At 36.4% G+C, this 22,080-nt stretch carries 20 protein-coding genes and 1 tRNA gene; 13 read left to right on the forward strand and 8 right to left on the reverse strand.

Features of this window, described 5'->3' with window-relative positions:
* Positions 1-648: 648 nt before the first annotated feature.
* Positions 649-1,815 (forward strand): methionine adenosyltransferase, encoded by a 1,167-nt coding sequence (gene metK, locus IAE20_RS03240; protein ID WP_200481094.1) that lies wholly within the window; start codon positions 649-651, stop codon positions 1,813-1,815.
* Positions 1,816-1,923: 108 nt separating this feature from the next.
* Here metK and IAE20_RS03245 read toward each other — a convergent pair whose 3' ends face one another.
* Entirely contained in the window at positions 1,924-2,172 is a 249-nt protein-coding gene (locus tag IAE20_RS03245; protein ID WP_200459449.1) for a hypothetical protein, read from the reverse strand.
* Positions 2,173-2,418: 246 nt separating this feature from the next.
* Between IAE20_RS03245 and IAE20_RS03250 the strand changes: the two genes are divergently transcribed.
* Positions 2,419-2,601, forward strand: coding sequence for a hypothetical protein (locus IAE20_RS03250; protein WP_200481095.1), 183 nt, complete (start codon positions 2,419-2,421; stop codon positions 2,599-2,601).
* Positions 2,602-2,894: 293 nt separating this feature from the next.
* Positions 2,895-4,298 (forward strand): LLM class flavin-dependent oxidoreductase, encoded by a 1,404-nt coding sequence (locus IAE20_RS03255; RefSeq protein WP_200481096.1) that lies wholly within the window; start codon positions 2,895-2,897, stop codon positions 4,296-4,298.
* Positions 4,299-4,373: 75 nt separating this feature from the next.
* Here the strand turns inward: IAE20_RS03255 and IAE20_RS03260 are convergent, their stop codons facing one another.
* On the reverse strand, positions 4,374-4,940 hold the full coding sequence (locus tag IAE20_RS03260; RefSeq protein WP_200459452.1) for an FxsA family protein: 567 nt from the start codon (positions 4,938-4,940) through the stop codon (positions 4,374-4,376).
* Positions 4,941-5,064: 124 nt separating this feature from the next.
* Here IAE20_RS03260 and ruvC point away from each other — a divergent pair, with 124 nt between their 5' ends.
* Positions 5,065-5,610, forward strand: coding sequence for a crossover junction endodeoxyribonuclease RuvC (gene ruvC / locus IAE20_RS03265; RefSeq protein ID WP_200481097.1), 546 nt, complete (start codon positions 5,065-5,067; stop codon positions 5,608-5,610).
* A 6-nt stretch (positions 5,611-5,616) separates the two neighbouring features.
* Here ruvC and IAE20_RS03270 read toward each other — a convergent pair whose 3' ends face one another.
* Positions 5,617-7,104 (reverse strand): NAD(P)H-hydrate dehydratase, encoded by a 1,488-nt coding sequence (locus tag IAE20_RS03270; RefSeq protein ID WP_200481098.1) that lies wholly within the window; start codon positions 7,102-7,104, stop codon positions 5,617-5,619.
* A gap of 28 nt (positions 7,105-7,132) precedes the next feature.
* On the opposite strand from IAE20_RS03270, the gene queG reads away from it, so the two are divergent.
* Positions 7,133-8,239 carry a tRNA epoxyqueuosine(34) reductase QueG gene (gene queG, locus IAE20_RS03275; protein ID WP_200481099.1) on the forward strand — a complete coding sequence of 369 codons (1,107 nt, stop codon included), beginning with the start codon at positions 7,133-7,135 and terminating at the stop codon, positions 8,237-8,239.
* Positions 8,240-8,316: 77 nt separating this feature from the next.
* Complete coding sequence (gene bioB, locus IAE20_RS03280; protein ID WP_200459456.1) at positions 8,317-9,306, forward strand: biotin synthase BioB; 990 nt, start codon at positions 8,317-8,319, stop codon at positions 9,304-9,306.
* Between the two features lie 31 nt (positions 9,307-9,337).
* Here the strand turns inward: bioB and IAE20_RS03285 are convergent, their stop codons facing one another.
* The gene (locus IAE20_RS03285) at positions 9,338-9,547 is read right to left on the reverse strand and encodes a hypothetical protein (RefSeq protein ID WP_200481100.1); all 210 of its coding nucleotides are present in this window, start codon (positions 9,545-9,547) and stop codon (positions 9,338-9,340) included.
* Between the two features lie 349 nt (positions 9,548-9,896).
* Here IAE20_RS03285 and IAE20_RS03290 point away from each other — a divergent pair, with 349 nt between their 5' ends.
* On the forward strand, positions 9,897-10,730 hold the full coding sequence (locus tag IAE20_RS03290) for a transporter (RefSeq protein WP_200529614.1): 834 nt from the start codon (positions 9,897-9,899) through the stop codon (positions 10,728-10,730).
* 52 nt (positions 10,731-10,782) lie between these two features.
* Positions 10,783-12,753, forward strand: coding sequence for an alkyl/aryl-sulfatase (locus IAE20_RS03295; RefSeq protein ID WP_265092571.1), 1,971 nt, complete (start codon positions 10,783-10,785; stop codon positions 12,751-12,753).
* Between the two features lie 291 nt (positions 12,754-13,044).
* On the opposite strand, the gene IAE20_RS03300 is transcribed toward IAE20_RS03295, so the two are convergent.
* A tRNA-Ile gene (locus tag IAE20_RS03300) sits at positions 13,045-13,121 on the reverse strand.
* A gap of 477 nt (positions 13,122-13,598) precedes the next feature.
* Between IAE20_RS03300 and IAE20_RS03305 the strand changes: the two genes are divergently transcribed.
* Entirely contained in the window at positions 13,599-14,129 is a 531-nt protein-coding gene (locus tag IAE20_RS03305) for a ferritin-like domain-containing protein (RefSeq protein ID WP_005004097.1), read from the forward strand.
* Positions 14,130-14,485: 356 nt separating this feature from the next.
* Positions 14,486-16,654 (forward strand): TonB-dependent siderophore receptor, encoded by a 2,169-nt coding sequence (locus IAE20_RS03310; RefSeq protein ID WP_200481102.1) that lies wholly within the window; start codon positions 14,486-14,488, stop codon positions 16,652-16,654.
* A 396-nt stretch (positions 16,655-17,050) separates the two neighbouring features.
* On the opposite strand, the gene IAE20_RS03315 is transcribed toward IAE20_RS03310, so the two are convergent.
* Positions 17,051-17,212, reverse strand: a complete 162-nt coding sequence (locus IAE20_RS03315; RefSeq protein ID WP_200459460.1) for a hypothetical protein — start codon at positions 17,210-17,212, stop codon at positions 17,051-17,053.
* A 363-nt stretch (positions 17,213-17,575) separates the two neighbouring features.
* On the opposite strand from IAE20_RS03315, the gene IAE20_RS03320 reads away from it, so the two are divergent.
* From IAE20_RS03320 to IAE20_RS03330, 3 genes are all read left to right on the forward strand, one after another.
* Complete coding sequence (locus tag IAE20_RS03320) at positions 17,576-18,136, forward strand: 1-acyl-sn-glycerol-3-phosphate acyltransferase (protein ID WP_200481103.1); 561 nt, start codon at positions 17,576-17,578, stop codon at positions 18,134-18,136.
* A 111-nt stretch (positions 18,137-18,247) separates the two neighbouring features.
* Positions 18,248-18,997 carry a YebC/PmpR family DNA-binding transcriptional regulator gene (locus IAE20_RS03325; RefSeq protein ID WP_200481104.1) on the forward strand — a complete coding sequence of 250 codons (750 nt, stop codon included), beginning with the start codon at positions 18,248-18,250 and terminating at the stop codon, positions 18,995-18,997.
* A gap of 505 nt (positions 18,998-19,502) precedes the next feature.
* Positions 19,503-20,429 (forward strand): hypothetical protein, encoded by a 927-nt coding sequence (locus IAE20_RS03330; RefSeq protein WP_200481105.1) that lies wholly within the window; start codon positions 19,503-19,505, stop codon positions 20,427-20,429.
* Positions 20,430-20,623: 194 nt separating this feature from the next.
* Here the strand turns inward: IAE20_RS03330 and IAE20_RS03335 are convergent, their stop codons facing one another.
* Both IAE20_RS03335 and IAE20_RS03340 read right to left on the reverse strand, forming a co-directional pair.
* Positions 20,624-21,070, reverse strand: a complete 447-nt coding sequence (locus IAE20_RS03335) for a BLUF domain-containing protein (protein ID WP_200459464.1) — start codon at positions 21,068-21,070, stop codon at positions 20,624-20,626.
* 511 nt (positions 21,071-21,581) lie between these two features.
* The gene (locus IAE20_RS03340; protein WP_200459465.1) at positions 21,582-22,028 is read right to left on the reverse strand and encodes a BLUF domain-containing protein; all 447 of its coding nucleotides are present in this window, start codon (positions 22,026-22,028) and stop codon (positions 21,582-21,584) included.
* Positions 22,029-22,080 lie beyond the last annotated feature (52 nt).

Here is a 22,080-nt window from a genome sequence, read left to right on the forward strand (position 1 = left end):
TCAAAAGCAGGCTATATTGTCTTAAAAAAACATGCACGGGTAAAGCCTATGTCGTGATTTTCCGTACTTTTATATGTCACTTTTGGCTGAATCCTTGTAAATCGCGTACCGATAGATTTGAATTAATATCGCTTTTTCTTATCCGCCCTCACGCCATACAATCTTCACGCCTTCAAAATAGCCATATAAAACAATATTAATCAGTTACTTAAATTTATTAAATAATTTTTAAAATGCTTAATTTTACCTGTATTTCACATGTAAAAAATTCCGCACCAACAAAAAAGAATTTTAATCATCTATTCCTAAAAATAATGAATTAAATTCACCTCTACTTTTATATTTTATTTTTATTGCGATATCGTATCAAATGTTGAGTATTCAATAAAAAAAGAAGGTTTATATTATAAAATCTGCAAGATAAATAAAAATTATTTTATAAATCAAAATATTATTTTAAATATAAAAGACTAAAAATGACATTAATGGGTTGTTTTATCGCTTCTATATAAATTTTACTCATACGCATATCAGATAAAACAAGGCAAAAAGTAAATAAATTCACGCAATTTAATCAGGTTAAGCTAGTCCTAAAGGGCAAGTCGATGTAACATATTATGTCTTTAAAATTACTGTGATAGGACTTTCATGCGCGAGTATGCTGTTTTTACTTCGGAATCTGTAAGCGAAGGCCATCCAGATAAAATGGCTGACCAAATTAGTGATGCGATTCTGGATGCGATCTTAAAAGAAGACCCATATGCACGGGTTGCTTGTGAAACATTAGTAAAAACAGGTGCTGTGGTTCTTGCTGGTGAAATTACAACAACAGCGAACGTTGATTTCGAAGCAATCGTACGCCAGACCGTCAATGGAATTGGTTATCACCATTCTGATCTCGGCTTTGACGGTTCAACCTGTGCTGTGATCAATATGATTGGTAAACAATCTCCTGAAATTGCTCAAGGTGTCGATCGTCAAAAACCAGAAGATCAAGGTGCTGGCGATCAGGGATTAATGTTTGGGTATGCGAGTCGTGAAACTGACGTGCTTATGCCTGCGCCTATTTCGTATGCGCATCGCCTCATGGAACGTCAAGCTGAATTACGCCGTTCAGGTGTTTTACCTTGGTTACGTCCAGATGCAAAAAGCCAGGTGACCTTTGCTTATGAAAATGGTCGTCCTGTACGTTTGGATGCAGTTGTTCTTTCCACTCAACATGACCCTGAAATTTCTCAAACTCAGCTTAAAGAAGCCGTGATTGAAGAAATTGTAAAACCTGTTATTCCAGCTGACATGTTCCATGCAGGCACAAAGTTTCACATCAATCCAACGGGTATGTTTGTAATTGGCGGTCCTGTTGGTGACTGTGGTCTTACTGGTCGTAAAATCATTGTTGATACTTATGGCGGTATGGCTCGTCATGGTGGTGGTGCTTTTTCTGGTAAAGATCCATCAAAAGTTGACCGCTCTGCTGCCTATGCAGGCCGTTATGTTGCCAAGAATATTGTGGCGGCAGGTTTAGCAGATAAATGTGAAATTCAGGTAAGTTATGCTATTGGTGTTGCAGAACCCACCTCTATTTCAATCAATACATTTAATACAGCAAAAGTCGATGATGAGCTAATTATTGCTTTAGTGCGTGAATATTTCGATTTGCGTCCATTCGGGATAACCCGTATGTTAGACCTGTTACAACCAATGTATAAGCAAACGGCTGCTTATGGCCACTTTGGTCGCGAAGGCACTGATCATGCGTTTACTTGGGAAAAAACCGATAAAGTTGATATTCTTAAAGATGCTGCTGGTCTATAAAGACTACCCTTTCTATACAAAACAAGCCCGCATTTGCGGGTTTGTTTTTATGTAAACTGATTAACACAAGCAGCTAAAAATTTATTTATTTCCCTAAATTTAACATGTCTAGTTAGTTTTTTTATCGTTAGAATTTAGCACATCCAGTATCGACTTTTGTGTTGGCGTATCTGTCTCATGCGTTTGTACATAAAATTGCACAGTTTTGAACACCATAACAACGGCGAGGCATCCCACAAGACAAAAAATCCACCATCCATACGGACTGCGAATATGTTGTGAACCACAATAAGGGCATTCTTTATCCGTGGATGCAACGACCTTGTTACAACATGCACAGTGATATTGGTATAGCATAGTAATCCTCCCACACGACCCTAAGCTTGTTTTTCTATGTCTGTTTAGCTACAGCTAAATCATTTTAGGCCTTATATTTTTATACTATGTGAAATAGAAGATGATTTCAATGGAATTATTTAACGAGGAAACTCATTATTTATCATAAACATATCTATATTCTTACATTTAATAGTACATAAAAAATAGAATAATCCATAAAAATATTGTTAAAATTTATTAATAGCATTACACAGGTTAATTAAGATGACTCAACTGATTAATAAAGGTGGTTTTCGCGAAAGAGCCAACCGTAGCCGAAAATATCGAGAGTCTGAGAATGAAAAAACCACACTTGTTTCAAATAGATATCAGCCCAATACGAAATTAGAATCACTTAATATTGATGTAGATGAAACAAATAGCCCAAATTATACCCATAAAAAATAATTGAGGCGAATCATTAAATTGAAACCAGAGACCATCCTTTTGAATTAGCACAATTTAAATCTAAACACCTGTTTTAAATAAACATTTAAACTATCTATAATCTTGTTGGTCAAAACAATAGTAGACTACGAAAGTTAGAATTTATTAATAAGATCGAGCAGGTAGATATTTTATAACTTAGCAAATCACATTATTTTATTTAAAAAAATCTTTAAAGCTCAAAACTAATCAATATAAAGAACGGTGCAATTTTGACTTAAGCTCAATTGCAGTTATACCGAAAGAGCGACCTTATGCCAGCCACAAAATCAAAACAAATTCGATTTAATGCTTTTGAAATGAACTGTATCGCCCATCAGTCTCCTGGTTTATGGCGACATCCACAGGATCGTTCACGTGAATACAAGGATATAGACTATTGGACGGATCTAGCCAAAATATTGGAACAGGGTATTTTTGATGGCATATTTCTGGCTGACGTTTTAGGTATTTACGATGTATATCATCAAAATATGCATCATGCCTTGTCTGGTGCTGTTCAAGTACCTGTTAATGATCCTTTGCAAATCGTTCCGGCTATGGCAACAGTCACTAAACATCTAGGATTTGGAGTCACCACATCTATTTCATTTGAACATCCTTACCCTTTTGCACGGCGTATGAGTACGCTTGACCATTTGACCAAGGGCCGTGTCGGCTGGAATATTGTAACGTCATATCTGGCCAGTGGTTCTAAAAACTTAGGTCTATCCGATCAGATAAGCCATGATCAACGATATGATATCGCAGATGAATATCTGGAAGTCTTATACAAACTCTGGGAAGGCTCGTGGGAAAATGATGCGGTTCTAGCAGACAAAAAAACAGGTATTTTTGCAGATTCAACTAAAGTCCATCCAATTCAACATAAAGGAAAATATTTTGAGGTTCCAGGGATTCATATTTGTGAACCCTCACCTCAACGTACACCAGTTTTATATCAAGCGGGCGCTTCGGGACGCGGTCAAACATTTGCTAGTCAAAATGCCGAATGTATTTTTATTGCTGCGCCATCCAAATTGGCGACTCGGAGTATTGTAAAAAGTATTCGTCAAAAATTAATTGACAATGGTCGTGACCCCTATTCAGCCAAAATTTATGCCCTACTCTCTATTGTTACTGATGAAACTGATCATCAAGCACAATTAAAATTTAAAGAATATCAATCATATGCCAGTTATGATGGGGCTTTAACTTTATTATCTGGCTGGTCAGGCGTCGATTTTTCAAATTACAAATCCAAAGATAAAGTTGAGTATATTCAGACAGATGCTATTCAGTCCTTACTTGATTCTTATGTTAATGCAGATCCAGATCGTGTCTGGACAATTGAAGAAATTGCGAACTGGGTTGGGGTCGGTGGTAATGGTCCTGTTTTGGTTGGATCTGCACAAACAGTCGCCGATGAATTACAACAGTGGGTCGAAGACACAGATATAGACGGTTTTAATCTTGCTTATATTTTAGCGCATCAAACTTTTGAGGATGTTGTCAATTTTATTGTCCCTGAGTTACAAAAGCGCGGGGTTTATCCAAAGCAATATAGCGAAGGAACGTTAAGAGAAAAATTATTTAATGCAAAGGCACATTTACCCGAATGGCATCGGGGTGCAAATTATCGTAAATCCACGGCATCCTCTTTTAAAGCAGCGGTTTGAAAACCATTAATTTAAACCATAAAAAGCCGAATCAATTATTCGGCTTTGTTTATATAACAGAACATCAAACCTATTTTAGTCTTTGTCTTTATATTCAATTTTCTTGCGATCTGGCGTTACTTCACGAGCCTCCCCATCAATCACACTGGAATCACGATACTGATCATTAGATTGTTGATTTTGCATATCCTGCATTTGACGCATCATGTCAGCAAAAGGATTTTGCCCAGCCTGACCACTTGCACCACCCATCATGCCCCCCATCATTTTGTCCATCATGGCTTGCTGGCGTTTTGCCATAGTTTTCATCAAGGCATTCTGGAAAATTCGTTGCACAGCAGGAATTAAAATTAGCACAGCTAAAATATCAGAGATAATACCGGGTAACATTAATAGGAAACCTGCCATCGCCATCGCAAGTTTCTTGCTTACAGCGGGATCAGTACCGATCTGCCCTGTCATTTGCATTTGCTGCAATTGGGGCATAATCCCAGAGGTACTGGAGCGCAGCATGTTTAACCCGATAAAAAATGCGATAATAAACCAGAAAAACACGTACCAGCCGCTAACAAATTGGGCAATACCAATCCATACAGCAATTTCGAGAATCGCGCCAAAAACAACAATCAATAATAAATTCATGTAAAACTTATCTATCTCAAAAATAAATGTTTGCAGCAGTATTAACCAGTGATCTTACGCGGATCAAGATTTTTTAATGCTGTTATGTAACAATATGGGCAATCTTTTATTTTTAAAGTCTGTTATGCCATTAATTATAGGAATTGATCCTGGTTCACGTCTTACGGGTTATGGAATCATTGAAAAAGATGGCGGTCAGCTGCGTTTTATCGATGCAGGCACTATTCGCACTGAAAGTCAGGATATACCGGAACGTTTAAAGCGAATTTTTGCAGGCGTTGAACGAATTGTAAAATTTCACGGCCCGACCGAAGCCGCAGTGGAACAAGTCTTCATGGCACAAAATCCTGATTCTGCACTAAAACTAGGTCAGGCCCGTGGCGCCGCTATTGCTGCATTGGTCAATCTGGATTTACAAGTAGCTGAGTATACAGCTCGACAAATTAAACAGTCTGTCGTTGGTTATGGTGCGGCAGATAAAGAACAAGTACAAATGATGGTGATGCGCATTTTAAGCTTAAGTATTAAACCTCAAGCCGATGCTGCCGATGCATTGGCAGCTGCAATTTGTCATGCCCATGTCTCTGGCAGTATGAGTAAAATGGCGGTTTTAAATGCACTCGGAGGAATGGCACGTGGTCGTAGCCGTTATAATAGTAGACGGCGTTAACTTAAATTAAGCATTAACGACCTGATAAATCACCTCTGCCATATGCTGTGCTTGAATTCCTCTTTGACCCTGTTCAGCCAGTAAATCACCAGCTTTTCCATGTAATGTAACAATGTCTGAAAGCGTAATATCTGTATGGAACTGCGCTTTTAGACTTGCCACCATACCGGCCAATACATCGCCCATACCTCCAGTTCCCATACCTGCATTGCCCGTTGAACAGACAAATAATGTATCATTTTCCAGAATCAAACTTCCTGAACCTTTAAGTACCCAACTGCCCTTATATTTTGCTTGTAGCTGATAAATTGCAGCAACGCGATCGTGTTCAACTTGTTGGGCTGTGATATTGAGTAATCGAGCTGCTTCAGCAGAATGTGGCGTTAAATATATATTTCCATTCAAATCAGCACTTTGTTTTTCTGCCAAAAACCAGAGTGCATCCGCATCCAGTACAATTTCAAGCTGAGTCTGAGTTTGTAGAATTTCAAACCAAATGTTAAAAATTTGAGCTGACCAATGATCTCGCCCTAAGCCCATTCCAAAACAGACTGCATCGATATGACGAAATAATTTTTCAATTTTATCTGGGTTCAACTCGTTAATATCCTGAACCATAACATTGGGTGAACGCGACAATATTGCCGTGTGATGTGATGGATCACAAATCACAGTGACTTTCCCTGCGCCTGCGTGAAAAGCTGCTTCCGCTGCCATAATCACCGCACCGCCCATATTGGCATGCCCCCCTACGACCAGCACATGCCCATAACTTCCCTTATGACCAAATGCTTGACGTTTGGGTAAATAAATTTGGGGAGATGTAAAATAAGCAATCTGTTTTAACTCATCATCAGGAGCAATCAAAGAAATGACCTCCAGCCTGCCTACATATTCCTTGGCTTGTCCTGTGACGAGTCCTACTTTTATAGCCAATGCAGTGAATGTAAGATCCGCTTTAATGGCAATAGGTAGAGCCTGCCCCGTGTTAGCCTGCAATCCGCTTGGAACATCGATTGCGACTTTGAAACCAGATAATTGATTGAAATGCTGAACAATCTCCTGCCATTTTTGATCAAGCTCACGATTTAAACCGATCCCAAACAAAGCATCAATATGACAATCAAATTGATTTTGAACTTCAAAATTCGGCTCAATGCACACTTTATTATGTTGGGCATAAAAAATCGCATGTTTTAAGTTTCCAGACTCCGCTCTGGATGCTGCAAAAATTTGAACCTGATATCCTTTTTGAGCTAAATAAGCTGCCGTATAATAACCATCTCCTGCATTATTTCCAGTACCACACCAAACAGCAATTTTTTTTATACTTAGGCTATTTTGTATAATGTATTGATCTAACCTTTCTGCAATTGCCCATGCAACTTGCTGCATTAAACCTAAAGAAGAGTTTTGCTGCGCAAACCAACGCTTTTCCCATGCTTGAATACTTTGGCTATCATAAACAGGGCTATGGTAAACTGGAGTCCGCATTTTTCTTATTCCTCATTGTTCTTGGCATATGTCGTCTATTTCAGCAGCTTCTATTCCCGTTCTTCAATATGATGCCATTGAACTAAAACAATGGATAAAGGAACAGGCTTTGGCACTTGGCTTTGCTGATTGTGTCATTGCCAAACCAGATGCTCAAGAGCAAATGCCTCGTTTTCAGGAATATTTAAAGCGCGGCTATCATGCCGATATGCATTATTTAACAGAAAATTTAGAAAAACGAGCAGATCCGAAATTGCTGATTCCAGGAACAAAAAGCATCATTTGTGTCCGGATGAATTACTTAGTAGAAACACCCAAGCCTCGTTATGTCCCAGATGAACCCAATTCAGCCATTATAGCCCGTTATGCACGAGGGCGAGATTATCATAAAATCATGCGTGGCCGTTTAAAAACACTGGCCTCAAAAATCAGAGAAAAAGTGGGAGAATTTGAATCACGCCCTTTTGCAGATTCAGCACCCATCTTTGAAAAATCATTGGCTGAAAGTGCAGGTATGGGCTGGACAGGGAAACATACTTTACTCATTCATAAAAAGTCAGGTTCGTTTTTCGTCTTAGGTGAATTATTCACTTCGCTAGATTTGTCTTTTGATAAACCAGCCACGGCCCATTGTGGTTCATGCAGTGCCTGTATCGACATTTGCCCAACTCAGGCCATTGTGGAACCGTATATGCTCGATGCACGTAGATGTATTGCTTATTTAACCATTGAATATAAAGGTATCATTGCAGAAGAACTTCGTGCAGGAATTGGCAATCGAATCTTCGGCTGTGATGATTGCCAATTGATTTGTCCATGGAACAGCTTTGCCCAAAAAGCGTCTATTTCTGACTTTAATCCACGACATGGTCTTAATGATATTTCCCTGCTTGAAATCTGGCAATGGGATGAATTAACCTTTTTAGCACATACCGAAGGTAGCCCGATTCGGCGTACAGGTTATCAGTCGTTCAAGCGTAATATCGCGATTGGTTTAGGAAATGCACCTTATTCTGGATTAATTGTAGAACAGCTCATACAAGCCAAATCCCAACATGATGATATCGTAAATGTACATATTGACTGGGCAATTGAACAACAATTATTAAAGCAACTCGCAAGTCAACAAAAATGATGTTTTTTGCCCTATAGCTTTAGCATGAATTCTGTATGATAAGTTGCTAGTAAAAGCAATCATCATGGATTATGACAATGACCTTACGTAATGATTGGACTCGTAACGAAATCCAAGCACTTTATGATCAACCATTTTTAGATCTGGTTTTTCAGGCGCAACAAGTGCACCGTCAACATTTCTCTGCCAATACGATTCAGGTTAGTACTTTATTGTCCATTAAAACAGGTAAATGTCCTGAAGATTGTAAGTATTGTTCGCAATCGGCGCGTTATGACTCAAAACTTGAAGCAGAAAAGCGTATCGCGGTTGAAAAAGTCATTTCTGAGGCCCAAGCAGCTAAGGAGTCAGGTTCTTCACGTTTTTGTATGGGCGCAGCATGGCGTAATCCGCATGAGCGTGATATGCCTTACGTTCTGGAAATGGTGCGTGAAGTGAAAGCACTGGGACTTGAGACCTGTATGACGCTGGGCATGCTTAACCAATCACAGGCTGAACGTTTACATGAAGCAGGCCTAGATTATTACAATCACAATCTAGACACATCTCGCGAGTATTATGGCAATATTATTAGTACCCGCACCTTTGATGATCGTTTAAATACGTTGGATCATGTGCGCAATGCAGGCTTAAAAGTTTGTAGTGGCGGTATTGTGGGTTTAGGTGAACAGAAACAAGACCGTATTGGTTTATTGTTTGAACTTGCAACATTACCTATTCACCCTGAATCTGTGCCTATTAATATGCTGGTTCCAATCGAAGGCACCCCACTGGCCGATGTTGAAAAACTAGATGTAACCGAATGGATTCGCACCATTGCAGTTGCGCGTATTATCATGCCACAAAGTTATATTCGTCTTTCTGCGGGTCGTGAGTCGCTTAGTGATTCTGATCAAGCACTTGCGTTTATGGCTGGAGCAAACTCTTTATTCTCTGGTGACAAATTACTAACAACGCCAAATGCCGGTGAAGGTAGAGATCAGCAGCTATTTGCCAAATTAGGGTTAGTGGCTGAAAAACCAAAAGTTTCTGCTCGTGAACTAGCGGTCGATGCTATGAGCGCATAAATTGATCAGCCCTCTTATTTAAGAGGGTTTTTTATGACGTGACTAAAATTCCATACTGCGCGGTTAAATACATCCCTTCACGAATAAGATCTTCCCCGGCTGCATGTTTTACAATAAGTTGCTGAGACTGTGTATCAAAACTTAATGAATCAAATATATCTTGATGTTGCATCAACCAAACAATGGTCAGGCCAAGTTGCTCTGTAACAATATGATGGTCAGAATGTGGTTTATCCGTCATAATTAAACTCAATTGCGAATTATTTAATCATTTTAAAAAATAGGAGCCAAATCATTTTGATTCGTGTTTAGTATAGTGCCAATAATCAGGTGAAAAATATATTTATTTACCCTGATAAATACAATTAAAAAGTAGCAAAATAAAAAACACTATAGTAGATTAATATAAACGCATTATTTTATAACCAACTCACTGAAAAATAAACTCATAATTATTTTATAACACTCGTTAAAAAGGATTAACGATGAAAATATTTTTACGATACAGTTTAATATCTTGCACCCTATGTCTATCAATATCCCAACAAGTACACGCTGTAGAAGGCGCCTCAGGTAGACCAAGCACTGGTATGCAGGTCGTTCCTTTAAATGCAGTATTACCATCAGAAGAAGGCGGGATATTGAGCCTCGTGAGTGTCTATTATGATGGCAGTCTAAGTGCTTCCAAACAGGTTCCTATTGCGGGTCAACTGGTTGGAGGAATTGATTATCAACTTTCCTATAATTTATTAAATGGCGTATTCATCTGGAAAACTTCTCCAAAATGGACCTTGGCAACAAGTGTTGGAGTCCCTGTACAATACACCAATATTCGTTCTTATGTGAATGATCGAGAAAGACAAGAAAGTGCGACAAAAATTGGTGATGTTATGTTTTCTCCTCTCATTGCCAACTACCATATCAATCCTATTATGCATGTTCTATTTGGGGTCAACGTCTATGCCCCAACTGGTAGTTATGATCCAAATAAACTGAGCAATGCAAGCCAAAATACTTGGACATTTGTTCCAAATATGGCAATGACAACCATTCTACCAAAACTAAAAACTGAACTCACAGCAAATATGGGTTACGAGTTTTATACCAAAAATGAAGCTACTGATTATAAAAATGGTGAAATGTTCCGTCTTGATTTATTAGGACTAAAACGGTTTGAGTCAGGATTAGGAGTGGGAGTGGTGGGTGGGATGATTTATCAAACCACAGATGATGATAGCCGTTTCTCTGAGCGTTTAGATGGATTTAAAGGTCGCTCTTATGGAGTCGGACCAATCTTAACTTATGAAAAGAAACTCGGACAGGATTATTCACTTTCACTCTCCGCTCGTGGCGTACATGAATTTGATGTGAAAAACCGGCCAGAAGGTACGGCTTATCAACTTAATCTTTCACTTCAATATTAATAACAGTTTTATCAACTTTAATGACAACAAATGGAAATGTGAGTACATCTAAATGAATCAATCTCATTTGAATAAAAAACTTATTTTTACTGTACTAGCCACAACGATGCTGTGTACCCACTTACATGCAAAACCTGCTACTAGTATAACCCAGCAAGCGAATAACTCAGTTTACAACACGCTGCCTTTTAGTGATAAAAAGGATTTTGAAGATGCTCAACGAGGACTATTACTTAAGCCTGAACATTTAACTATTAAAGATGAAAAAACGGGCAAAGTAATTTGGGATTTAGAGTCATTTAAACAATATATTAAATTGGAAAATCCAGCACCACCCTCCGTTAATCCAAGCTTATGGAGAAATGCACAACTGAATGTGCAATATGGTTTGTTTGAAGTAAAACCAGGAATTTATCAAGTTCGTGGTTATGATTTAGCAAATATAACATTTATACGCGGTAAAACAGGTTGGATTATTTTTGACGTTGGTAGCGTAAGTGAAACAGCTAAAGCAGCTTATGACTTAGTCACAGAAAAATTTGGTAAGCTTCCCATTGTAGCGGTGATGTATAGCCATCCTCATGTCGATCACTATGGTGGTGTCAAAGGTGTCATTAATGAGGCTGATGTAAAAAGTGGAAAAGTTAAGGTGATTGCACCGGATGGCTTTATGGAACATGCCATTAGTGAAGGCGTCATTTCTGGTAATGCAATGAGTCGCCGTGCAGTATATATGTATGGCGCATTATTACCACGTAGTGCGGAAGGTAGTGTGGGTGCAGGACTTGGATTAACCAATCCAGGTGGTACAACCACAATTATTGAACCTAATATTTTAATTAAAAAAACGGGTGAAAAACTAAATGTTGATGGTGTTGAAATGGTTTTCCAAATGACACCAGGTACGGAAGCACCCGCAGAAATGAATGTATATTTGCCAGCGTTTAAAGCAATGTGGATGGCAGAAAATACAACAGCAACCATGCATAACATTTTAACCCTACGCGGTGCTCAAGTTCGTGACGCATTAAGTTGGTCAAAATACATTAATGAAACTCGCGAGCTCTATGGCAAAGACATTGATGTAAAGTTTCAAAGCCATCACTGGCCAATGTGGGGTAATAAAAACATTGATGACTACCTAGAAAAACAACGTGACTTATATAAATACATTCATGATCAGTCTGTTTATTTAATGAATGAAGGGTATACAGGTGAGGAAATTGCAGAGAAAATTAAACTACCATCGAGTTTAGAAAATTTCTGGGAAGGTCGCGGTTATTATGGAACCTTGAAACATAATTCGAGAGCTGTCTATCAACGATACATGGGTTGGTACGATGGCAATCCTTCTGATCTAGATGTATTACCCCCTGAAGATGCCGCTAAAAAATATGTAGAATATATGGGTGGTGAACAACAAGTGATGAACCGAGCAAAGAATGACTTTGCTAAAGGTGAATATCGTTGGTTGGCAATGGTGCTTAAACATGTGGTTTTTGCGAATCCAAACAACACAGAAGCAAAAAACCTCTTGGCAGATACTTATGAACAATTAGGTTATCAAGCTGAATCAGGTCCTTGGCGTTCAGTTTATTTACAAGGTGCTTATGAACTGCGAAATGGTATTCCTAATAGAGAAATTAGTGGTACTGTGAGTCCTGATACCATTCAAGGTATGCAACCTGACTTATTATTTGATTATTGGGGCGTTCGTTTAAATGCTGAAAAAGCCCAAGGTAAACGTTTGGCAGTAAACTTTGACTTCCCTGATCTAAAGAAAAACTATACGGTCACGCTTAGCAACTCTGTGTTGAATTACTCTACTGTTCCTGAGAAAAAAGTGGATGCTACGGTCACACTAAATAAAACAACCTTAAATGCTATCCAGCTAAAACAGGCAACATGGCAGGATAAAATCAAATCAGGAGAGATTAAAATTAATGGTAATCAGCAAGCGTTGGTTGATCTTGTTGGTTTAATTGATGACTATCCATTCTGGTTTAACATCGTGACTCCATAAAATGAAGTTAATTCGTTTTAGAAAGGATGCTTTTTTCTATTTAATTCCAAAATAGATTGGCATTTATTTAAAGCAAACGCCTGATGAATTTCATTAGGCGTTTGTATTTTATAAATATAAATCTCTACCGTGCAAAGTTATGTATAAATTTTTGGAAGCCTTGAGCGAAAAATAATTAACATCAGACATTTTCAGTTATGAATGCTTTTTAGAATAATCACAATGTGCTTACATGAATTTTAGACATTAAAAAACCACTTAGGATTAGTACACCTAAGTGGTTGTTTTATATGGTGGGCCCACCGTGACTTGAACACGGGACCAACGGATTATGAGTCCGCTGCTCTAACCAACTGAGCTATAGGCCCAAATAACGTAAAACATTGAATAATCAATGATTATAAGCGAAACAAATATTAGCTAACTTGTTCATGAAACACAAGTGCCTCTTAATTTATCCAATATTAAATCGCTTTGATTTTACCCGAGTGATTCTATCCGATATAGATCATTCGAGTAAAGTTAAGATCCTGATTTTTGATCATTAAACCTTCAATTAAAACAATAATGTAATTCTTACAATAGGCTGTGCCTCCCCTCAGTTTGCTCATCATCAATCAATAAACAAAATAATAATGATTTTCATATACTTGTGTTTCTAATTTTTACAAAAGTCACTCTTATCTCTTCTTTTTATTTACTCCGCATTTAACAACAATAGTGAGTAAGAAATGTTTCATGTCATTTCTGATTTTTGGCTTAATAAAAAAGATTCAATTACATTTTGAGTACCACACAGCTATTAAAATTTATATATTTGATTCAATAAGTTGAGGAACATACCCATGTCTAATGTAGAATTTACAGATGTTGCCACTTTACGTCAAAGAGCACGTCAACATGTAGAAGAAGGTGCGGTAACTGAGGGTTATTCAGCAGATCGCGAAGAAATTCTTAAATTACTCAATGAAGCACTGGCGACTGAATTAATTTGTGTTCTACGCTACAAACGTCATTACTTTATGGCCCAAGGAGTTAAAGCATCTGTAGCTGCTGCCGAGTTTTTAGAGCATGCTACTCAGGAAGCTACACATGCAGATAATCTTGCAGAACGAATTGTGCAATTAGGTGGAGAGCCCAACTTTAGCCCCCGAGGTTTGGAAGAGCGTTCCCATGCTGAGTATGTAGAAGGCAGAACCCTCAAAGAAATGGTAACTGAAGATCTAGTTGCTGAACGTATCGCGATCGACTCTTATCGTGAAATTATTCAATATATTGGCGATAAAGATCCAACTACCCGTCGTATTCTTGAAGATATCTTAGCTCAGGAAGAAGAACATGCCGATGATATGGCTGATATTTTAAGTGATCTTTAGTCAGCTAGTTTGTTTAAATTATCCAAATCCACCTAAAAAATAGATTCATCTCTTTCAAAACCAAAGCACGGCAGCATTTCATCTATTGCGATGTGTTTTGGTTTTTTATATAAGTCTACTGTACATCTGATATTATTTATTAAATATATACAATGTTGATGATTTATTTAGTTTATTTATACATTAAAAACTATCTTTATGCCATTTTTATCTTATTGATTTAATAACGCTTAGTGTTAAAATTTAATTTGAAATTTCAACAAAACCATGGATTATCAATAATATATACTCTTGAATATACTTTACAAATAAAGATAATAAGAATCACTCTTAACTCTCCTTTTTTGAACATTTAAATGCGAAAATATGCTTTAAACTATTCTATTTTATTAATTTTATTTTCTTTCCCATCAACATCATTAATAGCAGCCACACCTAATACGCCTATAGATGATACGAACTCGGATGTCTTACCTGTTATTTCTCTCAAAGCGAATGCAATAGATACTCAAATGGTAGCGACTTATGCTCATTCTGCTTTGAAATCTAATGCCTCAATTTTTGAAACTGCTCAATCTGTGAGTGTAATTACACGCGAACAATTAGATCAGAGACAAGCAACGACCCTTGCAGATGCAATCACTGGAGTAGCAGGTGTAAGTGCAGGTTATCTTGGTCGTCGAGGTTGGGATGATTTCTTTATACGAGGGCAAAACTCATCGGATCAAATTTTTATTGATGGTTTAAAACAAAGTCAATCTGCATCTGAAGGCGTCGCTGTTGAACTTTCTGGTATGGAGCAGGTGCAAATTATTAAGGGCCCCGCTTCCGTAAATTTTGGTTTGGTACAACCAGGAGGTATGGTCAATTTAGTCACCAAGCGGCCACAAGCGCAAACTTTCGCAAATGCAGCACTGACTTATGGAAGCTACGATCTTAAACAAGCAACGTTTGATATGAACTATGCGCCAAATCAGACAGAAAAAGGAGCTTTCCGTCTAACGGGTCGTATTGCAGATCAAAATGATCCCACTGATTATGTCTATTTTAAAAATTTTTATATCTCCCCTTCCTATAACTTTGATTTGGGAGATAATGCCGATTTATCTGTTATTGCAAGTTATCAGCATCGTGAATATATGCGTCAACAAGGCCTACCAGTCATTGGAACATTAAAATATAACCCCAATGGTTCAATTAACCGTGACTTATATATTGGTGAACCTGAATTTGGAGATTATGAGGGAGATGTTTACCGAACAGGCTGGACATATAATTATGCTTTTGATAATGGCTGGAGGTTTACTCAAAATGCAGCCATACAAAAACTGCAATCAACTGGCCGGGTTATTTTTACTCAAACAGGATCCACATTTTGGGTAGCAAATACTCCTGCCTATACTACGCTGAATCGTAGTAATAACGGCCGTTATCAGACACATGACATTACAACCTATTCAATTGATAACAGTATGCAACGTCGTTTCAATTTATGGAATTTGGATCATGATCTTAATATCGGTATAGATGCCATGCAAACCAAAGATGATTATGTCAATGATCGATACACCACAGGAAATCTAAACGTATATCAGCCAATCTACGGTCAGACCGTAAGCTATGTTAAGAACAATAGTACCGAAGATATTAATCGACTCCGCTATATCGGCTTTTATATTCGTGATCGCATTGATCTTACCGATAAAATAATTTTAAGTTTAGCAGGTCGTCAGGATTGGGCTCAAACTTCTACTCAAAACATTTCTAAAAATGGTATCACTAACAAATTAGAACAAGTGCAAAACGTTGATCAGAAATTTACTGGAAATGTCGGTTTACTCTATAACATCAATGACATGATTGCTCCGTATGCAAGTTATGCAACTTCATTTTTACCAAACACCCGAACAAATGTATTCGGTCATATTCTTGCTCCAGAAACGGGCAAACAAGTCGAATTGGGTGTTAAGCTACAAAGTATAGATCAACGTATTCAAGCAAGTATTGCGTTATATGATTTACGCCGTCAAAACGTTGCCACCGCTGATCCTAATAATTCTGGTTCTTATGTTTTAAATGGTGAACAGCAAACCCGAGGTATAGAAACAGAAATTAATGCTTATTTATCAGATCGCTTAAAACTATCTGCAAGTTATAGTCATCTATTTGATGCCAAAATTACAAAAGATACCCTGCTCAGTAATATTGGTTTGGCTCTGAATAATGTTCCGCAGAATACTTATAGCCTGAGTTCTCGCTATTATCTTACTGAAAATGATTCTGGTTGGTATGTAGGCGGCGGGATTCGTGGTGAAAGCTCAAAATCATATAACGGTCTGGATGTACATACACCATCATATTTGCTTTATGATGCAGAAACTGGTTATGAGGCGGCACTTTGGGGAGCACAACTATCCATCAAAAATTTATTTGATAAAGATTACTATGCAGGCTTACTGAATACCAATATGGTTACGCTTGGCAACCCAAGACAAATTAATTTTACAGTAAAATTTAAATACTAAAATATTTCGTTAATTTTTTTAAATCATTAACTTGATGCTTTTAAGGCGCTCTATGCGCCTTATCTATACGTTTTCACTGGTCTTATTCTGCTTTCGATGTTTACGTGACTCAAAATAAAACTCTAACCCACTCCAAATGCAAATAATACAAAATACGCAACTTGCGACAATTATTAAACTCATCCACATTAAAACGTCCTTATTTTAATTGGTTGAAAATATTTATAAATCAATCCTAGATACGACTAAAGTCTAATCTGTTTTTTTAGCATCGGAATGGCATTTTTGTTCTTTTTTTAAACTTTATTTATATCATTTTATATTTTTTATAAATTAAAAATGGCGCATATTTGCGCCATTTTTCCTTTTAACAATTAGAATATTGAAGACGATATTCTAACGTTGTTGCTGATTAGGTTGCTTTTGCTGGTTTTTTTGTTGATTCGGATTTTGCTGTTCTTGCTGGCGTTGTTGGTCAGACTGTTGGTTATGTTGAGGTTGTTTAGACTGATTCGATTGCTGATCTTGCGATTGACCTTGTTGACGTTGATTAGACATAACAATGTTCCTCATTTTTGCTTTTTAAATCACCTTAGTCATTTAGAAGTTGAGTTAAAACCCTAAGATGTACGTTCATGCTAGACCATAACTTCCGTTTACAGTAATTCGGTCTGTAAAATTGTTTAAAGTTATGTAAGACTCGAAAAATCGATGCTTAAGATATTTTTTTTGAACAAGAGTAGCTTAGCATATTCTGATTTAGTGGCCTGAGAAAATGGCTCACCTAATGTCACTTATACTTACTTAAACTTACGTCATCATTTGGTCTAAAATTTTATACATTCGTATAAAAACAGCTTTTGCTTCTTGTTTTTTCAATAAAGCTCCCTAAACTATGCCGATCTTTAGAGGATGTTCATCATGAAAAAGCAACTTGCCAAGTCTATTTTTAAGCTTTCTGGCTGGTCATATCACATCGAACCCAATACTTTGGAAAATAAACAAGTCATTATTGGATTTGAACATACCTCTAATATGGATGCCGTACTTTCACTCGCTCTTTTTGAAATTTTAGATATTAAAATCCACACACTGATCAAAAAAGAACTTTTTAAAGGCCCACTCAAACTTCTATTAGAAAAAATTGGGGGGATCCCAGTAGATCGAAAAGCAAATAAAGATATCGTCTCACAAATGGTCGAATTATTTGCAGAGCATCAAAGTTTTAATCTTGTTATCGCCCCAGAAGCAACTCGTGCAAAAAATGGCGAAACACGTAAACCTATTCGTACCGGATTTTGGCATATTGCAAAAGCAGCCAATGTCCCGATTGTACTGATGTATGCCAATGCCAAAACAAAAAAAGGAGGAATTTCAGGAAAAATTTATCCTTCTGATCTGAATCAGGATTTGATGATGATCCAGAAGCTTTATAAAGAAAAAGTAGGGCTGGATATTTATATTCCTGAAATAAAAGATTAAGGTTTGTTGATTTTTCAAAAGGTAGCCTCTTTCTCCTAAAAATAGGCTTATGATAGAATCTGCACAATTTGATCTGGTACTTATACCAATCCTTAAGGAGCATATTGCAACATGGCAGGTCATTCCAAATGGGCAAACACCAAGCATCGTAAAGCAAAACAAGATGCAAGCCGTGCTAAAGTTTTTACCAAATATATTCGTGAAATTGTAACCGCAGCAAAATTAGGCGGCGGCGATGCAGCGAGTAACCCGCGTTTACGTGCTGTGGTTGAAAAAGCATTGTCAGTTAATATGACCCGTGATGCTATTAACCGTGCGATTCAACGGGGTGCTGGTGGTGAAGATAATGATGATCTGAATGAAGTGACATATGAAGGTTATGGTGTCGGCGGTGTTGCCGTTCTAGTTGAAACTATGACAGATAACCTAAATCGGACTGTACCCGATGTTCGTCATTGCTTTAGTAAAACCAATGGCAACCTGGGAACCAATGGTTCAGTATCTTATCTGTTCACTAAACGCGGTGAAATTACCTTTGAAGATGTGTCTTTAGAAGACAAGATCATGGACGTCGCGTTAGAAGCTGGTGCAGATGATATCGAAATAGAAGAAGATGGCATTTTAGTCATTACCTCACCTGAAAGTTTTGGTGACGTACAAGATGCACTAACAGCAGCAGGTTTAAAATCTGATAATGCTGAAGTAGTTATGAGTCCATCGACCAAAGCTGAAATCACAGATATTGAACAAGCAAAACAAATCCTGAAAATGATTGATATGCTGGAAGATCTGGATGATGTCCAAAATGTTTATACCAATGTTGAATTTTCTGATGATGTATTAGCGCAACTTGATGCTTAATCTTATCGGAGAAATAAAGAACGCGCTTTATGCGCGTTTTTTCTTTATAGATTTCAGTAACTTAAATTAAATATTTGCAATTTTGTTGCACTAGAACTTTAATGCTGCATTAAATTTTAATTGAATTTTTCAAAGCGTATTAAACAGATTCTTAAATTAATTTAGATTGCTACATAGTCATTTTGACCATGCAGCTCTAGATAGGTTTATTTCATTACTTTGAGTTATTGGGCTTGAAACATTAGAAGAGCTATTTTCCCCACACCCTACAAGACTAAGCATTAAAGCTAATAAAATTATCTTTTTCATGTAGTTTCCTTTTGTCTTAAAAATTTTATTTTATTTTTTAGTAAAAATATAGTCGAGATAATTCATTGTATTTTCAGATTTTGTGATCGGTTTCCTAATTTTATTTCTTTAAATACCCAATTTCAGTGATACTAATAAAAACTATAACTTTGTAATTTTAAATCTCAATATAAATCCTTAATAAGGGAACTCTAAAATGACAATAAAAGTCACAAATAACAAATCAAACATAATTGAGGTTTGTATAAGCAAATGGGGGGATGATGGCGATACTAGTTATTTCTCTATAAAACCAAATTCAACTGAAACTTGGAATAGATCTGCTGATAAACCATTCATAATGCTGATAAAACAAGGCAATAAGTTATCAACATATTGTGTGTCGTCTAAAAGCAATATAGTGGTAGCGAATAGTGATGAGGTAAAAGACTTATACACCAATACTTATCTCACACCAATATTATTTCCTAGTAGCGTCAAATTCACTCCAGAAAGTTTGCAATTATATAAAGAGCAATTTCCGCTAGATGAGGATATACAAAAAATTTCTTATGAGGAGCTTGTAAAACTTAATGATGGAAACGAGGTTGATTGGAATTTTTTGAAAACTCAAAATCTTCAAAATCAGTCAATCATGAATACACAAGACCTAACTATAAGTGAGTGCCATTTGTCCATCGGATATGTTGTTATGGATGCAATTTGTATAGCTATAGGAGGAATCGGGTTACGAAGCAGTTTTAATCGCGCCACTGCTCAAGCTGTTGCTATTGCGGCTGGTCCAGCAATCACACCAATAGGTCGTATTGTTAATGAGATAGCCAGAGACGGTACTAGCTTAGCTCAAAGAGCCAGAGGGATATTATCAATCCTCTCTACTCTTTATAGTACCAGTTGCCTTGGAGCGGTAATTAAGGCGTTTTTGGCTAGTCTGAAGTGGTATCAAATGATAATTTATGGGGCAACGGCGATGGCTACTATTTTAGCGGCAGTAGCAACTGATGGTGTCGCATTTGTAGCAGAAGTTGTTCTTGTGCTTGGAAGTTGCACATGGTTTGTTTTAGATTTGGTAAATTGTATCAATGTGTGCTCAAAATCTGGAGAGTCTTGTGAGTTAGCATAATATTTTAATAACTTAAAATGAGGTCTGTATTAATTATCAGACCTCTTTCCATTAAATTGTACCACTGTTGGTATTGAATTTCAGTACAAGAAAATAATTGCAGATCCTATTTAAAAAAATAAAGGTGGAAAACGAATTTTCCACCCTCCAATTAAATATAAAACTATACTTAATTTCTACTTTAGAGATTGAGCTTAAATATTACTAGGTTCAAGCGTATAGAAGCTATCCTTCTGTTTAGACATTAAATTAATGAATTCAGGTATATTATTAATTGATAACGTGTACGGATTGAACTCATCAATATTATGTTCAGAAAAAAAATTGATTATTTCTTTATGATAAATAGCATATTTCATATGCCAATTGGAAAATAATTTATCTGTTACCTCCTCACAATACATTAACTCACAATTTTCATGACGAGGATCGTTTAAGATTTTGTTATGAAAAAGATCATTAATTTTGGTTTTATTACCTTCAAGACACTGAACGAAATAGCCATTTCCATAATAGAGTGCACCACAAATAAAATTTGGGGTATTAAAGTTTAATGCTTCAGTTAAAATATTGAATAATTCATTCATTGGATTATCACATTCTTTAAACTTACTAACATATAAAATTCTTGCATCGCTCATACTTGTCTCGATATATAATAATTAATAAAAAATTAAAATATTACAAATACTTGCTGAAGGAATTTGCGATTTCAATCACTTAAAGAATACTCTAAAAATCTGTCTAAAGTAAGGATTTAAGAAAAAATTCTATTTTTTTCAGAATTTTACTGTTTGTGTAGATAAAGTGAGAGCGACTCTATGTTAAAAATTTCAAAAAAATAAAGATTTGTGAATAAACTATCTATGCGATAGGTAACCGTACCTTGTTAATGGTATTGATCAGTTTCTAAGACATCTATGCGATGTAGATCCACAATAGTAAATTTCGATACTAGTTAAGTCAAGTTGGAGTTTTTTACATTTCTACAATATTATTTAATTATTAAATATTTAAAGTAGTAATAGCAGACTGAAATTTATCCATTCTTTTAGTCTGCCGTTTAGTGATTATAGCCACACTCGTACTTAGCCGTTCCAGAGTGTGGTTTTTTTTATTTTTTCTTTAATCCTTAGAGAAATATAGAGAAAATCAATAAGAATGATAGTTATTTGCAACACGTATCTGATCGTCAAAAATTACTTGAATTAAAGCAGGAATTGAAAGTGGATTTATAAGATATGGATTGAAATTTGGAATTTCTTGAGTTTTGAAAAATTGTTTAACTTTTACATTGATAGGGGCATATTTCATGGTCCATTTATCGAAATTACGCAATTCAATAAAAGAACTGAATAATATTTCACATTCTTTATGTCTATGATCTTTATATATAAAATTATAATATAGATATTCTAGCTTATCTTTCTCACCTTCTAAATAATGTAAGAAAAATCCATTTCCATAATAAAGTACTCCAGTAATGTCATTTTCCAGATTAAAGTTTAAAGCTTCACTTAGAATATCCATTAAATCTTGCTGAATTTGATGGTGCCCGTTTTTAGTTTTACTTGCATACAACATGTTGAGCAAGCTCATTGAAACGCTCTAAAAAATTAGAAGATGAACTCGCAGAATGGCACTAAATTTT

It is taken from the genome of Acinetobacter sp. S54, from assembly GCF_016624945.1.
Lineage (GTDB): Bacteria > Pseudomonadota > Gammaproteobacteria > Pseudomonadales > Moraxellaceae > Acinetobacter.

What these genes read in the sequence shown, in the direction of transcription:
- metK (WP_200481094.1), top strand. Translation starts at nt 649, where the DNA reads ATGCGCGAGTATGCTGTTTTTACTTCGGAATCTGTAAGCGAAGGCCAT.
- IAE20_RS03245 (WP_200459449.1), bottom strand. Translation starts at nt 2,172, where the DNA reads ATGCTATACCAATATCACTGTGCATGTTGTAACAAGGTCGTTGCATCC.
- IAE20_RS03250 (WP_200481095.1), top strand. Translation starts at nt 2,419, where the DNA reads ATGACTCAACTGATTAATAAAGGTGGTTTTCGCGAAAGAGCCAACCGT.
- IAE20_RS03255 (WP_200481096.1), top strand. Translation starts at nt 2,895, where the DNA reads ATGCCAGCCACAAAATCAAAACAAATTCGATTTAATGCTTTTGAAATG.
- IAE20_RS03260 (WP_200459452.1), bottom strand. Translation starts at nt 4,940, where the DNA reads ATGAATTTATTATTGATTGTTGTTTTTGGCGCGATTCTCGAAATTGCT.
- ruvC (WP_200481097.1), top strand. Translation starts at nt 5,065, where the DNA reads ATGCCATTAATTATAGGAATTGATCCTGGTTCACGTCTTACGGGTTAT.
- IAE20_RS03270 (WP_200481098.1), bottom strand. Translation starts at nt 7,104, where the DNA reads ATGCGGACTCCAGTTTACCATAGCCCTGTTTATGATAGCCAAAGTATT.
- queG (WP_200481099.1), top strand. Translation starts at nt 7,133, where the DNA reads ATGTCGTCTATTTCAGCAGCTTCTATTCCCGTTCTTCAATATGATGCC.
- bioB (WP_200459456.1), top strand. Translation starts at nt 8,317, where the DNA reads ATGACCTTACGTAATGATTGGACTCGTAACGAAATCCAAGCACTTTAT.
- IAE20_RS03285 (WP_200481100.1), bottom strand. Translation starts at nt 9,547, where the DNA reads ATGACGGATAAACCACATTCTGACCATCATATTGTTACAGAGCAACTT.
- IAE20_RS03290 (WP_200529614.1), top strand. Translation starts at nt 9,897, where the DNA reads ATGCAGGTCGTTCCTTTAAATGCAGTATTACCATCAGAAGAAGGCGGG.
- IAE20_RS03295 (WP_265092571.1), top strand. Translation starts at nt 10,783, where the DNA reads ATGAATCAATCTCATTTGAATAAAAAACTTATTTTTACTGTACTAGCC.
- IAE20_RS03305 (WP_005004097.1), top strand. Translation starts at nt 13,599, where the DNA reads ATGTCTAATGTAGAATTTACAGATGTTGCCACTTTACGTCAAAGAGCA.
- IAE20_RS03310 (WP_200481102.1), top strand. Translation starts at nt 14,486, where the DNA reads ATGCGAAAATATGCTTTAAACTATTCTATTTTATTAATTTTATTTTCT.
- IAE20_RS03315 (WP_200459460.1), bottom strand. Translation starts at nt 17,212, where the DNA reads ATGTCTAATCAACGTCAACAAGGTCAATCGCAAGATCAGCAATCGAAT.
- IAE20_RS03320 (WP_200481103.1), top strand. Translation starts at nt 17,576, where the DNA reads ATGAAAAAGCAACTTGCCAAGTCTATTTTTAAGCTTTCTGGCTGGTCA.
- IAE20_RS03325 (WP_200481104.1), top strand. Translation starts at nt 18,248, where the DNA reads ATGGCAGGTCATTCCAAATGGGCAAACACCAAGCATCGTAAAGCAAAA.
- IAE20_RS03330 (WP_200481105.1), top strand. Translation starts at nt 19,503, where the DNA reads ATGACAATAAAAGTCACAAATAACAAATCAAACATAATTGAGGTTTGT.
- IAE20_RS03335 (WP_200459464.1), bottom strand. Translation starts at nt 21,070, where the DNA reads ATGAGCGATGCAAGAATTTTATATGTTAGTAAGTTTAAAGAATGTGAT.
- IAE20_RS03340 (WP_200459465.1), bottom strand. Translation starts at nt 22,028, where the DNA reads ATGAGCTTGCTCAACATGTTGTATGCAAGTAAAACTAAAAACGGGCAC.